The 13,893-nt window shown below is 75.2% G+C and carries 9 protein-coding genes and 2 pseudogenes; 7 read left to right on the top strand and 4 right to left on the bottom strand.

Annotated elements, in window-relative coordinates:
- Positions 1-21: 21 nt before the first annotated feature.
- Positions 22-1,431: pseudogene (locus tag Q3Y56_RS02425) on the top strand (FAD-dependent oxidoreductase); the annotation flags it as partial.
- A 363-nt stretch (positions 1,432-1,794) separates the two neighbouring features.
- Positions 1,795-3,051, top strand: a pseudogene (locus tag Q3Y56_RS02420) (NAD(P)/FAD-dependent oxidoreductase); the annotation flags it as partial.
- Between the two features lie 31 nt (positions 3,052-3,082).
- On the opposite strand, the gene Q3Y56_RS02415 reads toward Q3Y56_RS02420, so the two are convergent.
- From Q3Y56_RS02415 to Q3Y56_RS02405, 3 genes are all read right to left on the bottom strand, one after another.
- A complete protein-coding gene (locus Q3Y56_RS02415; RefSeq protein WP_304460321.1) occupies positions 3,083-4,066 on the bottom strand; it encodes an NAD-dependent epimerase/dehydratase family protein in 984 nt (327 codons plus the stop codon).
- A gap of 96 nt (positions 4,067-4,162) precedes the next feature.
- Positions 4,163-4,657 carry a YchJ family protein gene (locus Q3Y56_RS02410; protein WP_304460320.1) on the bottom strand — a complete coding sequence of 165 codons (495 nt, stop codon included), beginning with the start codon at positions 4,655-4,657 and terminating at the stop codon, positions 4,163-4,165.
- Between the two features lie 182 nt (positions 4,658-4,839).
- Complete coding sequence (locus Q3Y56_RS02405; protein ID WP_304460319.1) at positions 4,840-5,268, bottom strand: RNA-binding S4 domain-containing protein; 429 nt, start codon at positions 5,266-5,268, stop codon at positions 4,840-4,842.
- Positions 5,269-5,474: 206 nt separating this feature from the next.
- Between Q3Y56_RS02405 and Q3Y56_RS02400 the strand changes: the two genes are divergently transcribed.
- The 3 genes from Q3Y56_RS02400 (at position 5,475) to Q3Y56_RS02390 (ending at position 9,334) form a co-directional block, all read left to right on the top strand.
- Positions 5,475-7,478, top strand: a complete 2,004-nt coding sequence (locus Q3Y56_RS02400; protein WP_304460318.1) for a DUF2264 domain-containing protein — start codon at positions 5,475-5,477, stop codon at positions 7,476-7,478.
- A 98-nt stretch (positions 7,479-7,576) separates the two neighbouring features.
- Complete coding sequence (locus Q3Y56_RS02395; protein ID WP_304460317.1) at positions 7,577-8,311, top strand: Mut7-C RNAse domain-containing protein; 735 nt, start codon at positions 7,577-7,579, stop codon at positions 8,309-8,311.
- A 204-nt stretch (positions 8,312-8,515) separates the two neighbouring features.
- Positions 8,516-9,334, top strand: coding sequence for a DUF4157 domain-containing protein (locus Q3Y56_RS02390; protein WP_304460316.1), 819 nt, complete (start codon positions 8,516-8,518; stop codon positions 9,332-9,334).
- Between the two features lie 36 nt (positions 9,335-9,370).
- Here Q3Y56_RS02390 and Q3Y56_RS02385 read toward each other — a convergent pair whose 3' ends face one another.
- Positions 9,371-10,738, bottom strand: a complete 1,368-nt coding sequence (locus Q3Y56_RS02385) for a hypothetical protein (RefSeq protein ID WP_304460315.1) — start codon at positions 10,736-10,738, stop codon at positions 9,371-9,373.
- A 205-nt stretch (positions 10,739-10,943) separates the two neighbouring features.
- Between Q3Y56_RS02385 and Q3Y56_RS02380 the strand changes: the two genes are divergently transcribed.
- Together Q3Y56_RS02380 and Q3Y56_RS02375 are read left to right on the top strand one after the other, a co-directional pair.
- Positions 10,944-11,582, top strand: a complete 639-nt coding sequence (locus Q3Y56_RS02380) for a response regulator transcription factor (RefSeq protein WP_304460314.1) — start codon at positions 10,944-10,946, stop codon at positions 11,580-11,582.
- Between the two features lie 306 nt (positions 11,583-11,888).
- Positions 11,889-13,865, top strand: a complete 1,977-nt coding sequence (locus Q3Y56_RS02375; RefSeq protein ID WP_304460313.1) for a VWA domain-containing protein — start codon at positions 11,889-11,891, stop codon at positions 13,863-13,865.
- Positions 13,866-13,893: the final 28 nt, after the last annotated feature.

Below are 13,893 nucleotides of genomic sequence, written 5' to 3'. Positions count from 1 at the left end.
TCCACCGAACGAGGGACCGCCATGACCCTGACGACCAACGGTGACCTGCCGGACGACGTGTACGACGTGGCCGTCGTCGGCGCCGGGGTGGTGGGTACCGCCATCGCCCGCGAACTGGCCCGGCATCCGCTGCGCGTCGCCCTCCTCGAGGCCGCCCACGACGTCGGCGACGGCACCTCCAAGGCCAACACCGCGATCCTGCACACCGGTTTCGACGCCGTACCCGGCAGCCTGGAGGCGCGCCTCGTCCGCGAGGGGTACCGGCTGCTCACCGCGTACGCCGCCGAGACGGGCATCCCGGTCGAACCCGTCGGCGCCCTGCTCGTCGCCTGGGACGACGAACAGCTCGCCGCCCTGCCCCGGCTCGCCGCCAAGGCGGAACGCAACGGCTACCACGACGCCCGCCTGGTGGACGCGGCCGAACTGCGCGCCCGCGAACCCCGGCTGGGGCCCGGCGCGCTCGGTGCCCTCGACATCCCGGGCGAGAGCGTCATCTGCCCGTGGACCACGGTCATCGCCTACGCCACCGAGGCGGTACAGGCCGGAGCGGACCTCCACCTCAACTGCCGGGTCGAGTCCGTCCGGACCCCCGCCCGTACTCTCGCCCGTACCGAAGCGGCCGCGGACCACCACGAACTCGCCACCAGCCGGGGACTCCTGCGGGCCCGTCACCTGGTCAACGCCGCGGGCCTGCGCTCCGACGAGATCGACCGGCTGCTCGGCCACGCCGACTTCACCGTCACCCCGCGCCGCGGCCAGTTGATCGTCTTCGACAAGCCCGCCCGCGACCTGGTCCGGCACATCCTGCTGCCCGTGCCCACCGCCCTCGGCAAGGGCGTGCTCGTCACGCCCACCGTGTTCGGCAACGTCCTGCTCGGCCCCACCGCCGAGGACCTGGACGACAAGCGGGCGACCGGCTCCACCGTCGACGGCCTGACCGCGCTGCGCGCGGGCGCCGCCCGCATCCTGCCGGACCTGCTCCGCGAGGACGTCACCGCCGTCTACGCCGGGCTGCGCGCCGCCACGGAACACAGCGACTACCGCATCACCGGCCACCCCGGCCAGCGGTACGTCACGGTCGGCGGCATCCGCTCCACGGGGCTCAGCGCGTCGATGGCCATCGCCCGGCACGTCACCGGCCTGCTGGCCGAGGCGGGCCTCGCCCTGGGGCAGCCGCGCGAGCCGGCACCCCCGCGCGTACCGAACCTCGGCGAGGCGTTCCCCCGCCCGTACCAGCGGGCCGCTCTCATCGCCGCCGACCCGGCGTACGGCACGCTCGTCTGCCACTGCGAACGGGTGAGCCGCGGCGAGATCCGCGACGCGCTGGCGTCTCCCGTACCGCCCGCGACCCTCGACGGACTACGCCGCCGCACCCGCGCGACGGGCGGCCGCTGCCAGGGCTTCCACTGCGCGGCGGCGATCCGCGACCTGCTGGCCGAGAGCGCCGCGGGCAGCGGCTCCACGGCGGACGGGGGCACCCGTGCGCGTACCGCACCGACAGAGCCCGGAGCAGGCGGCCCGGGGAGTGACGTCCGGGCGCGCCCCGTCCCCGCGCCTGCCCCCACGCTGGTGCCGCGCACCGCACAGCCACAGGCGGGACCGGTGCATCCGGCACCCGCCGCCCCGGCCCGCGCCGACGACGCTCGCGCGACGGGTGCGGAGCACCCCCGCACGGCTTCCGCCGACGACGGCTGCATCTCCACCCAGGACTCCTGCCCGGCTTCCGCCGACACCCGCCCCGCGGCCCGTGTCGCCGCCGCTCGCGGCACGGCGTCCGACGACGCCCGCCGCACCCGCACCGTCGACGTACTCGTCATCGGCGCGGGTCCGGCCGGGCTGGCCACCGCCGCGCGGCTGGCCGAGGCCGGCGCGGGCACCGTCGAGGTGCTGGAGCGCGAACAGTGGGCCGGTGGCGCACCGCGGCACTCGCACCACACCGGATACGGCCTGCGCGACCTGCGCCGCCCGCTCAGCGGCCCCGACTACGCCCGCCACTGGGCCGACGCGGCGGCCCGCGCCGGCGCCCGCCTGCGCACCTCGGTCACCGCCACCGGGTGGGCCGGGCCGCTCGCCCTGGACCTCACCGGGCCCGGCGGCGCGGAGCGCGTCACCGCCAAGGCCGTCGTCCTGGCCACCGGCGCCCGTGAACGCCCGCGCAGCGCCCGCCTGGTCCCCGGCACCCGGCCCGCCGGGGTGTTCACCACGGGCGAGCTGCAACAGACCGTCAACCTCTATCGGCAGCCCGTGGGCTCCCGCGCCGTCGTCGTCGGCGCCGAACACGTCAGCTACTTCGCGGTGCTCGCCCTGCGCCGCGCCGGTACCGACGTCGTCGCGATGGTCACCGATCTCCCGCGCCACCAGACGGTCCCGGCGTTCGCCGCGGCCGCCCGGCTCCACCACCGGATCCCGCTGCTCACGGGCGCCACGGTCACCGAACTGCTCGGCCGCGACCGGCTGACCGGCGTCAGGCTCCGGCGGGCGGACGGCCGCACGACGACCGTCGGCTGCGACACGGTCGTCTTCACCGGGGACTGGGTCCCCGAACACGAGCTGGCCAGGACCGGTGGGATCGCCCTCGACCCCGGCACGGCGGGCCCGGCGGTCGACCCGTGGTTCCGCACCTCCCGGCCCGGTGTCTTCGCCGCGGGCAACCTGCTGCACCCCGTGGAACCGGCGGACGCCGCCGCGGGCGACGGACGGGACACGGCCGAGGCGGTGCTGCGCCACCTGGCCGGTGTGCCCTGGCCCGGCGCCTGGCTGCCCGTCGAGGCGGCGGCCCCGCTGCGCTGGGTGGCACCGAACCGCATCGACCCCAGCGGACCGCAGCCCAGGGGCCGTCACTTCACGTTGCGCGTCACCGAGTTCCACGCCCGGCCCCTGCTCGTCGTCGCCCAGGACGGCCGGGAACTGCACCGCGAGCGGCCCTGCCGCATCGCGGTCCCGAACCGGCCGCTGCGGCTGTCCGCCGACTGGACGGTCCGGGTGGATCCCGGCGGAGGCCCGGTACGGATCGCCGTCCAAGGCGCCGCCCCACCGTCGGCCCCCCGGTGACGGTGCCGACCCACTCGCCCGGCGGACCCGTTCAGCCCCGCAGGAACTCGGCCTCCACCTCCGGGTCCAGACCGACCGGCGGCCGGTCGGGCCGCTGCGGCGCCACCCCGCCCAGCTCCTGGAGCCACTCCCACGTGTCGGCCACCGTCTCCGCGACGGGGCGGCACCGCAGCCCGGTAGCCAGCGCCTTGGACACGTCGTGCCGGAAGATCGAGTCGTACAGCTCGCCCGGCGGCAGCCAGACCGGAAGCTGCGACCACGGCTCGATCCCGGCCGCCAGGATCCGCTCCGGGTCGGCCCAGCGCAGTTCGGCCGTGCCGCCGGTGACCCGCGCGCAGGCCTCCAGCAGCTCCCCGATCGTGGTGTGCCCCGGCGGGCCGACCAGGTTGTACGCCCCGCCGAGGCCGCTTTCGGCGGCGTCCAGGATCCAGGCCGCCAGGTCGCGTGTGTCGATGTACTGGATGCCCAGGTCGCGCGGGCCGGGCGCGAGCACCGGACCGCCGCGCGCCAGCCGCCCCAGCCACCACGGCAGCCGCCCGATGTTCTCACCGGGGCCGAGGATCAGCCCCGCGCGCGCCAGCAGCGCGCGCTCCCCGAAGGCGTCGAGGACGGCCAGCTCGGCGCCGCGCTTGGCCTGTGCGTACTCGACGTCGCCGTCGTCGGGCGAGGCGTCCACCACGGGGGCGTCCTCACCGCGCCCGACGGGCACGGGGTGCCGGTAGACCGACCCGCTGGAGACGTACACGTACCGGCCGACGCGGTCGGCCAGCAGCCGCGCCGCGTCCCGGACGACCCGTGGGGCGGCCGACCAGGTGTCGACGGCGACATCCCACTCGCCCTCGGCGAGGGCGGCCGGCCCGTCCTCGCCGGTACGGTCGCCGTGCAGGGCCGTGACGCCCTTCGGCGGCTCGTGGCGGCCGCGATGGAAGACCGTCACCTCCCAGTTCCGTGCGAGGGCCGCCTCGGCAACCGACCGGCCCACGAATTCCGTACCACCCAGGATCAGGAGTCTCATGGCGGCGACTCTGCCTGCCGAGCGGGCCCGTTGGGAACACCTGCATGCTCTCAGCAGAATCGCCCGGAGCTGAACCGGCCCTGAGGCCGGGGCGGTTCAGCTGCTGGCGTCCCCATCGCTGACGCCGCCATCGCCGACGTCCCCATCGCTGACGTCCCCATCGACGTAGACCCAGGCTCCGTCGAGGCGGACGAAGCGGCTGTTCTCGTGCAGCTCACCCGGCCGGCCCTGCGCGGTGTAGTGGGCGCGGAACTCGACCGTGCCCTCGTTGCGGAAGGCGCCCCCGTCCGTGCTGCCGAGGATCTCCAGCCGCCGCCAGCGCAGCTCGGGGTCGAAGTCGACACCGGGCGGCCGCGTACCGGGGTGCCAGCTGCGGAGCAGATACGCCTCGTCGTGCAGGGCGAACGCGCTGAAACGGGAGCGCATCAACTGCTCGGGGGTCGCGGCCCGGGCCTGACCGCTGTGGAACCGGCCGCAGCAGTCGGCGTAGGCGGCGGGCAGCCCGCAGGGGCAGCCCGCCGGGGTGCGGTCGGCGGCCGGGCGCGGGCCTGAGCGTGGGCCTGAGCGTGGGCGGGAGGTGCGTCGGGACATGGCCCCATTGTCTCTCGCGGCCGAGGAGCGCAGGCGCCGTGTCCTCGCCGAGCGGTGCCGGACCACTCGACGTGACGGACCACCGGCGTGGCGGACCACTCGGCGTGACGGACCACCGGCGTGGCGGACCGCTCGTCGTGACGGGTCGCTCGGCGTGGCGGACCCGCTCGGCGTGCTCGCGGTCAGTCCTCCTGGTCGTCCCGTGCCGCTGCCCCAGCCGCTGCGGCCCGCGACGCCTCCAGGCCCCGCAGCCGGTCGAGGTCGCGCCGGTCCCGCTTGGTCGGGCGGCCCGCCCCGCGGTCGCGCACGGCGACCACCGCCACCTCCTCGCGCGGCGGAGGCGGCGGGGACTTGTCGACGTAAGCCTCGGCGGCGACGGGGGCGCCGACCCGCTTGCGGACGAGGCGGGAGACGACGACGATCCGCTCACGTCCCGCGTGCCGCAGCCGCACCTCGTCGCCCGGACGCACCCCGTGCGCGGGCTTGACGCGTTCCCCATTGACCCGGACATGCCCGGCCCGGCAGGCGGTCGCGGCCAGCGACCGCGTCTTCGTCAGCCGTACGGACCAGATCCAGCTGTCGACCCGTACGGTCCCTTCGTCAGAAGCCACGCACCGAGTCTATGCCGGGGTCGGCAAGGGCACCGGGAATATCGCGGCCGGGCCACGGGGCGGCTCCCCCGGGGGAACCGGACGAGGGCCGGCTGGAGGCGGGATCGGGCAAGGCCGCGGGAACCGGATGCGAGACCGGACCAAGGCGCGAAACCGGATGTGGGACCAGACCAGGGCGCGGGACCGGACGCGGGTAGGAACTCCGCATGGCCCCTCCGCCTCCGACTCCCGCCACGCCCCCGGCCCACGCCTTCCCGCTGCCCCCCGAGGACCGCGCGCTCAGCCCGTTCACCGGGCTGACCCGCGCCCACTGGGAGGCCGTCGCCGACGGCCTCCTGGCCGCCGTGCGCCCCTACGCCACGCCCGGTCAGGCCCTCATCCTGCTGCCGGGCGCCCGGCCCAGTGTGTCCGGGCCGCGCTCGGACGGCCTGGAGGGCTACGCCCGCACGTTCCTGCTGGCGGCCTTCCGGGTCGCGGGCGCCCAGGGAGACGACCCGCACGGGCTGCTGGACCGGTACGCCGACGGGCTCGCGGCGGGCACCGCCCACCCGGTGACCGCGACCGACCGCGCGCCGACCGCCGCGCACCCCGAGGCCTGGCCGGCCGTCACCGACCGCGGGCAGGCCATGGTGGAGGCCGCGTCCGTCGCGCTCGGCCTCCGGCTCACCCGGCCCTGGCTCTGGGACCGGCTGGACGACCGGGTGCGCGAGCGCGCCGCCGCCTGGCTGAGCGGCGCACTGCGCCACGCGCCGTGCGACAACAACTGGTGGCTGTTCCCGCTGACCGTCGGCGGGTTCCTCGCCGAGGCCGAGGCCGAGGCCGAGACCGGCGCGGCCGGGACGCCCGCCCTGGATGCGACCGGGACGCCCGTCCTGGACACCGACACCGGCGCCGCACGCCGGGCCGTGGACCGCGGACTGGAGCGGATCGAGCGGTGGTGGCGGGGCGACGGCTGGTACACCGACGGGCGCCCCCGGGCCTTCGACCACTACAACGGCTGGGCGCTGCACTTCTACCCCCCGCTGCACGCGCATCTGGCGGGGGACCAGCGGCTGCTGGCCCGCTACGGTCCCCGGCTCGCCGGCCAACTGCGCGCGGCGGCCCTCCTGTTCGGTGCCGACGGCGCCCCCGTCCACCAGGGTCGCTCCCTCACCTACCGGTTCGCCACCGCGGCGGCGCCCTGGCTCGGCGCGCTGACCGGCCACACCCCGCTGGCCCCGGGGACCACCCGGCGACTCGCCTCCGGAGTGCTGCGGCACTTCCTCGACCGGGGCGCGGCCGCCCCACACGGGCTGCTGAACCTGGGCTGGTACGGGCCGTACGAGCCCGTCGTGCAGCCCTACTCCGGCCCGGCGTCACCGTACTGGGCCAGCAAGGGCTTCCTCGGCCTGCTGATGCCGCCGGACCACCCCGTATGGACCGCGGTGGAGGAACCGCTTCCGGCCGAGCGCGGGGACGCGGTCACCCCGCTGCCCGCGCCCGGGTGGCTGATCCAGTCCACGGCCGCGGACGGGCTCGTACGGCTGCACAACCACGGCAGCGACAACCAGCCCGGCGACCGCGTCCGGCCCGACGACCCGCTGTACGCGCGGCTCGCGTACTCCACCCGCACCGGGCCCACCCTGCCCGGCGCGCCGCCCGACAACCACTTCGGCCTGGTCATCGGGGGCGAGCCCAGCGAGCGCGGCCGTATCGAGCCGATGGGAACCGGCGACGCGTGGGCGGCGTCCGCGCACCGCCCGCGGGTCGCCGGGGGCGCGCTGCCCGGCGTGCGGATCGTGTCCGTCACGCTGGCGCACGGCCCCGACGAGGTCCGCGCCCATCTGGTCGTCGGCGCCGCGCCGGGCACACCGGTCCGGCAGAGCGGCTGGGCGGCGGACCCGTCGGCCGGGGCGCGCTCGGAACTGGTTTCCGTCCACGGCTTCGGCGCGGACGCGCAGGCGGTGCGGTCCGCGGCGTGCGCCACGGCGTACGGGCCGCACGCCCGGAGTCCGATGCTCACGGGCACGGTGCCGGGCGCGGAGCCCTGCCTGTTCGCCGCCGTGGCGCGACTGACCGGGGTCCCCGGCACTCCGGGCACGGAGCCATGCCCCGAGGTCACGGTCGCCGCCGTCGCACCGGATGCCTTCGCCGTCGCGGTCCGCTGGCCGGACGGCGCACGCCACGCGGTCACGGTCAGCGGCACGTCGGTGCGCGACCGTGACAGCTGACCGCGCCCCGGTGACCGCACCCCAGTGACTGCACCCAGTGACCGCGCCCCTGTGGAAAACCTCGGCCGCACCGCCCGCCGCGATGGCATGCTGACCATGTGAACCGACCGGAGATCCACCTCAGCTTCGCCCCTGAGCTGCGGCTTCTCGCCGCGCCCGAACGGCGCGAGGGCCGCACGGCCCTCGTCACCGACGGCTCGTCCACCCTCGGCCATGTCATCGAGTCGCTCGGCGTCCCGCTCACCGAGGTCGGCCGACTGCTCGTCGACGGCCACGAGCGGCCGGCCTCGCACGTGCCCGGGCCGGGCGAGAGCGTCGAGGTGCGGCCGGTCGAGCGTCCGCAGCGGGTGCCGGGGGCGCCGCTGCGCTTCCTGCTCGACGTCCACTTGGGCACGCTCGCGCGGCGGCTGCGCCTGCTGGGCGTGGACGCGGCGTACGAGAGCGAGGACATCGGCGATCCGGAGCTCGCGGCCCGGTCGGCGGCGGAGCGGCGCGTCCTGCTCTCCCGCGACCGCGGGCTGCTGCGGCGGCGGGAGCTCTGGGCGGGCGCCTACGTCTACAGCGAGCGGCCCGACGAGCAACTGCGGGACGTCCTTGGCCGCTTCGCCCCCCGGCTCGCGCCGTGGACGCGGTGCACCGCCTGCAACGGGCTGCTGGAGGAGGCCGACAAGGACGCGGTCCGCGAGCGCCTGGAGCACGGCACGCGGCGCACGTACGACGTCTTCGCCCAGTGCACGGCCTGTGAGCGCGTCTACTGGCGCGGAGCCCACCACGCCCAGCTGGAGGCGATCGTCGACGGCGCGCTGCGGGAGTTCGGCGGCGCCGCGGTGTAGGGCGCGCCGGGCTCCGGCCCACCGGGTCGGCGGCTCCGGCCCACTGGTCGGCGTACCGACGACGCACCGCGCGCGTGCCCGAAGGGGCAACTGGGCGTGCCCTCGTCCGGCGGAGCCTGTCCTGGACGCCCACCGCGGCCGCCCGCGAGGCTGGTGGACGGGAGACGTCCGGCCGGGCGTGACGCCCCGAGGGAGCGACAGACGATGCACGCACACGAACACGAGAACGAGTCCGCGTACGAACGCGAGCACCGGCACGAACACGACGAGACGCCGGAACCGCGAGGACCTCAGGACGCGGCCGAGCCCGCGGAGCTGCCGCATCTGTTCAAGGCCGCGGCCACGGGCCGTACGGACGTGATCGGCCCCTCCGGCATGGGCACCTTGCAGCGGGCCGTGGGCAACAGCGCCGTGGGATCGGCCCTCCAGCGGGAGCGGGCCGCCCGGGCGGCGGAAGAGCCCACGCCGGAGGAGACGAGCGAGGCGGCCGCGCCCCGCTCCTCCGTCCATGACGTGGTCTCGTCCGGCGGGGGCCGGTCCCTGGACGCCGACACCCGGTCCGACATGGAGTCCCGCCTCGGCGCCGACTTCTCCGACGTACGGGTGCACACCGACGCGCGGGCGCACGACTCGGCCCGCGAGGTCGGCGCCCGCGCCTACACGGTGGGCAACGACGTCGTCTTCCAGCGCGACGCCTACGACCCGTCCTCGCACGAGGGCCGCACCACGCTCGCCCATGAACTGACGCATGTCATCCAGCAGCGGAACGGCCCCGTCGAGGGCACCGAGGCACCGGGCGGCATCAGGGTGAGCGACCCCTCCGACCGCTTCGAGCAGGAGGCCACCGCCAACGCGGAACGGGTGATGGGGCGGCCCGCCGAACCGGCCCCCGCCGCCGCCCCCGCCGCCGTACAGCGGGCCGCGGACGAAGGCGAGGACGAGCAACCGGCGGATGTCCAGGGCTCGTTCGTCCAGCGGGCGCCGGCAGGCGCCGAGGAGGACGAGGAAGCGCCGCCGGAGTGACGGGACCGACCGGGGCCCAGGGCCCCGGTCGCTCGCTCACGCGTCGTCCGCCGAGTCGTCCGCCCGCAGCGTGCCGCCGAGGAACAGCGACTCCGCGCACTGCGCGGGCGCCGGGGCCTTGACCGGCTTGCCCACTTCGCGGCAGGTGACCGAGATGGTGATCTCGCCTCCCGCAGGCACCTCGATCGGGGTGACGAAGTGGTAGTCGGAGTCGCGGAAGTTCTCCAGCGCCAGATCGAGCAGCTGGCCGTCCTGGCTGGAGACGACGACCGTGCCCGCGTCGCCCTGCGGGTTCTGCACCACGATGTCGGTCAGCTCGAAGGTCTTGCCCTCCGGCACCTCGATGACCGGTTCGGTGGTCGCGCCGCCGCCGACCGCGTCCTTGACCTGCTTCCGGGCGCTGGTCGGCGCTCCCGGCCCGCCCGGTTCGCCGGGCTTGGCCGACGAGCCGTCCGACGGCTTCGGCTTGCCGGACCCGTTCCCGCCGCCGGAGCCGCCGTTCGCCCCGCCCTCGGCACCGCCCGAGCCGCCGTTCCCGCCCGTTTCGCCCCCGCCCGGCTTCTGGCCGCCGCTGCCGCCCTCCTTCCCCTTGTCGATGGCCGACTCCACCGCCTCGGGGGTGATCGCCTCCCGCGCCGCCGACCGCACCGTCGGCCGCAGCACCGCGAACCAGAGCCCGATCAGCACGCCCGCCAGCACGCAGGCCGCGATCAGCGCGCGGGGCAGCCAGCGCGGCAGGATGGCCTGCTGCTCGTAGGAACCGTCCACGACCACCGGCGCGTGCGGATCCTGTCCCGGCACCGGCTTCGGCGCGACCACCGCCTGGAAGGGGTGGGTGACCGGTGCGCCGCGCCACACGCGTTTGGCGGGGCGGACGGTCACCGTGGAGAACTTGGCCTGCCCCGGTGGGATGTCCAGCTCGGCCGGTTCGAAGAGCAGACGGGCCCGCCCGCCGCTCTCCTGGGCGGTCAGCATGACCGTCACCGGCGTGTTGCCCCTGCTGTCCACCGCCACCTTGTGCCGCCCGCGCCAGGCGCTGTGCGAGGTGCGCGGCACCAGCTCCGAGGTGACCTCGGTGAACGCCAGCACCTCCACGGTGCGTTCGGGGACCACCGCCCGCGCGGCGTCGCTGGTGGGCACCACCCGCAGCCCGAGCGGTGTCTCGCCGGGGGCGACCCGGTGGTCGCGCGGCGGGCGCAGCTTCAGGGTCGCGGTACCGGACGCGCCGGGGTAGAGCGACAGACTCTCCGGCTCCACGGTGGTCCAGGCCGCGCACGGGCCGACCACCTCGAACCGGAACTCCTCGACCGTGGTGCCCGAGTTGAGCACGGTCACCGGGAGGTCCGCCTCGCCACCGGGCTCGACGGTGACGGATGACTCGTCCAGACTCGCCGAAACACTCATGGCTCGAACCGTACGGCCGGGCAGAACAGTGCAGGAGCGGCCGCACAGGAACACTTTCGGGCACAATGAGGTTCTCTCTGAGTCATCGTCAGTTTCCCTGGTATGAAAAGGCTTGGGCCGGGAAAACGTGTCGGCCGGGGAGGAGCGAGCGCGCAAGGTGTGACACGAGCATGATGGCGTCGCCGTTCTAGGGGGAGGAACCGACATGAATCAGTCAACTGCCAGCCGTATTCCCGTGGACCTGAGAGCTCAGGACCCCATCTCGATGGCCGGAGTGGCCAGTCATCTGCGCACCCGGCCCGAAGTACGCCTCATCGACCGGGACGGCTCCGAGACGGCCCGGGTCGTCCTGGTCGTCGTGGACGCGGTCGACGACACCGTGCTCCGCCTGCTGCGGCAGATCCAGCGGACCAGCGCCGCGCGGGGAGTGCTGGTCACCACCCACATCGACGAGCAGCAGCTGGTGAGCGCCGCGGAGTGCGGCTTCGTCGGCGTCGTACGGCGGTCCGAGGCCACCCCGGAGCGCCTGGTACAGGTCATCGCAGCGGTGGCCAAAGGAGAAGGGCACGTTCCGGCGGACCTGCTCGGCAGCCTGCTCGAACAGGTCGGCAAGTTGCAGGGCGAGGTACTCGGCCCGCGCGGACTGAACCTCACCGGGCTGTCCGCGCGGGAGATCGAGGTGCTGCGGCTGGTCGCCGAGGGGTACGACACCGCCGACATCGCCCTCAAGCTGTCCTATTCCGAGCGGACCATCAAGAACGTCCTGCACGCGGTGATGGCCCGGCTCAATCTGCGCAACCGCTCGCACGCGGTGGCGTACGCGCTGCGGCAGGGGCTGATCTGACCGCCGGAGCGCTCAGCGGCCCCGAAGCGGCCGCCAAGAGATCCGGATGCACATTCGGGCACGGGGCCGTACCCGAAGGGTTGGCTCGCCTCCCGCTGTACGCGCCGCGTGCCCGCGCGACGTTGGAGCCCAGCGCGCCGGTCCGGCCCGGCGCGCCGATCTCGAATGGGGTGTTCCGTGCGGGGGGTTCAGCGACTTCGAGGCCTTCGACGCCTTCGACCACGCGGCCCGTGGCTCCGGGGCCTCCGGTGGACCGGAGCAACGGGCCTCCGGTGGCCCCGGACACGGGCCGCCGCGGCCTTCCGGGTGGGCGGGCTCACCGCCGCGCTGATCCTGGTGATCAGCGTCGTGCCCGGTACGGCGGCCCCCACCCGGCCGCCGGAGCCGGAACCGGCGGTCACCCCCGCGCGCGTCCAGGACGACCTGGACCCCGGCGGCTCCCTCACCGTGGACAAGCGGGTCCGCACGCCGGCGGTGCCGCCGCGGCCGGACGTGGTGCTGCTCGTCGACGGGACCGGCAGCATGCGGGACAGCATCGCGAACATCGAGGACCAGCTGAACCACATCACGGACGCGGTGACCCAAGAGCAGGCGGACGCCCGGTTCGCCGTGGCCACCTACGGTGACGCGGTCGACGGGGCGAACGCGTTCCAGGTGCTCCAGGGGCTCACCGACGACATGGCGGCCGTACGGAGAGGCGTCGAGGCGCTGGACGACGACATGGGGAACCAGACCCCGACCGAGGACTGGATCAACGCGCTCTGGCAGGTCGCCAACAACGGGGAGGGCGGCACCGACTTCCGCGACGGCGCGAGCCCGATCGTGGTCCTCGTCGGTGACGCCTCCAGCCATGACCCCAGCATGGGGCACACCCTCACCGAGGCCACCAACGCGCTGCAGCATGCCGGCGCCCGGGTGCTCGCCGTCGACATCGCGACCCCCATCGGCGACGGCCTCAACGGCAACGGCGACAACGGCAACGGCCAGCCCGGGGAGCCGACGCACGAGCCGAACCAGGCCACGAAGGTCGTCAACGCCACCGGCGGCACGCTCTTCGAAGGCATCAACTCCGACCAGGTGGCCGACACGATCGCCGACGGGCTCGTCAACCTCCCCACCACGGTGAGCTACCGGACCCTCGCCTGCCACCCGTCCCTGAGCGTCACCCTGGAGCCGGCGACCCGCACGGTCACCAGCGGCGAGACCGCCACGTTCACGGAGACGATCACGGCCGCGGAGGACGCGCCGCCGGGGGCCGAGCTCACCTGCGGCATCCAGTTCCTGGTGGACGGCAGGGTGCCGGGCGGCGACGGGGGTGACGACGTGGGCGCTGACGAGCCCGTACCGGCCTACCAGCAGCGCATCACCATCACCGTCAACGACGTGGACGCCCCGCAGGTCGTCGTGGACGACATCACGGTCGAGGCCACCGGCAAGGACGGCGCGAGGATCGACTTCACGCCGACGGCCGTGGACGCGGTCGACGGACGGCTCCCCGCCACCTGCGACCATGCCCCGGGCTCCCTCTTCCCACTGGGTACGACCACGGTCACCTGCTCCGCGACCGACTCCGCGGGCAACAAGGGCACCGACACGGCGACGTTCAAGGTCGTGCCCGCCCCGGCGCCCGACGAGGCCGACCTGGCCGTCCTGGCGAGCGTCGCGCCCGCGCGCACGTACCCGGGCCGGACGGCCACCGCGACCTTCACGATCACGAACGCGGGACCCAAGACGGCGAAGGGCGTGGTGCTGAGCACCTCGTGGCCCCGTACCGCCGACGCGAGCAGGCGCACCGTCGGCCGGTTGCCGGGGTGCACGAACAGCGACCCGTGCAGCATCGCCCCGGGCAAGCGCCTCGTCGTGACGCAGCAAGCGGTCTACCGCACGGCGGTCGACGGCGATGTGCGGGTGTCCGTACGCGGCACACCGCGTGACCCGCAGACGCGGAACAACACGGCCGGCGCCCCGCTCCGCGTCCTCCAGCCGAGGCTCACGGTCACCCCGGAGGTGGGCCCACCCGGCCAGACGGTGGTGGCGCGCGGCAAGGACTTCCCGCCCGGCAGCAGGGTCCGCCTCACCTGGCGGCCGGGGATCACGGCGGCACGGTCGGCGGTACGGGCCGGACCGGACGGCACCTTCGAGGCGCAGGTCCTCGTCCTGCGCAAGGACCGGCTCGGCCCGCGCACGCTGCGCGCCGAGGTACCGGGACTGGACCCCCTGCGCAGGCCGTTCCTGGTCGTCCAACGACACCTGGAGCCACCGGACTTCGCAGGCCGCAGCTGAGCGCGACGTGAGAACCAGGAGACGCCCG

It is taken from the genome of Streptomyces sp. XD-27 (assembly GCF_030553055.1).
GTDB lineage: Bacteria > Actinomycetota > Actinomycetes > Streptomycetales > Streptomycetaceae > Streptomyces.
The sequence above is the reverse complement of the archived record's forward strand: the minus strand, read 5'-3'. Positions and strand labels throughout refer to the sequence as shown.

Excerpts from the sequence above, each read along its gene's own strand:
- Q3Y56_RS02410 (WP_304460320.1), bottom strand. The coding sequence starts at position 4,657 with ATGTCCCGACGCACCTCCCGCCCACGCTCAGGCCCACGCTCAGGCCCG.
- Q3Y56_RS02385 (WP_304460315.1), bottom strand. The coding sequence starts at position 10,738 with ATGAGTGTTTCGGCGAGTCTGGACGAGTCATCCGTCACCGTCGAGCCC.
- Q3Y56_RS02380 (WP_304460314.1), top strand. The coding sequence starts at position 10,944 with ATGAATCAGTCAACTGCCAGCCGTATTCCCGTGGACCTGAGAGCTCAG.
- Q3Y56_RS02415 (WP_304460321.1), bottom strand. The coding sequence starts at position 4,066 with ATGAGACTCCTGATCCTGGGTGGTACGGAATTCGTGGGCCGGTCGGTT.
- Q3Y56_RS02400 (WP_304460318.1), top strand. The coding sequence starts at position 5,475 with ATGGCCCCTCCGCCTCCGACTCCCGCCACGCCCCCGGCCCACGCCTTC.
- Q3Y56_RS02390 (WP_304460316.1), top strand. The coding sequence starts at position 8,516 with ATGCACGCACACGAACACGAGAACGAGTCCGCGTACGAACGCGAGCAC.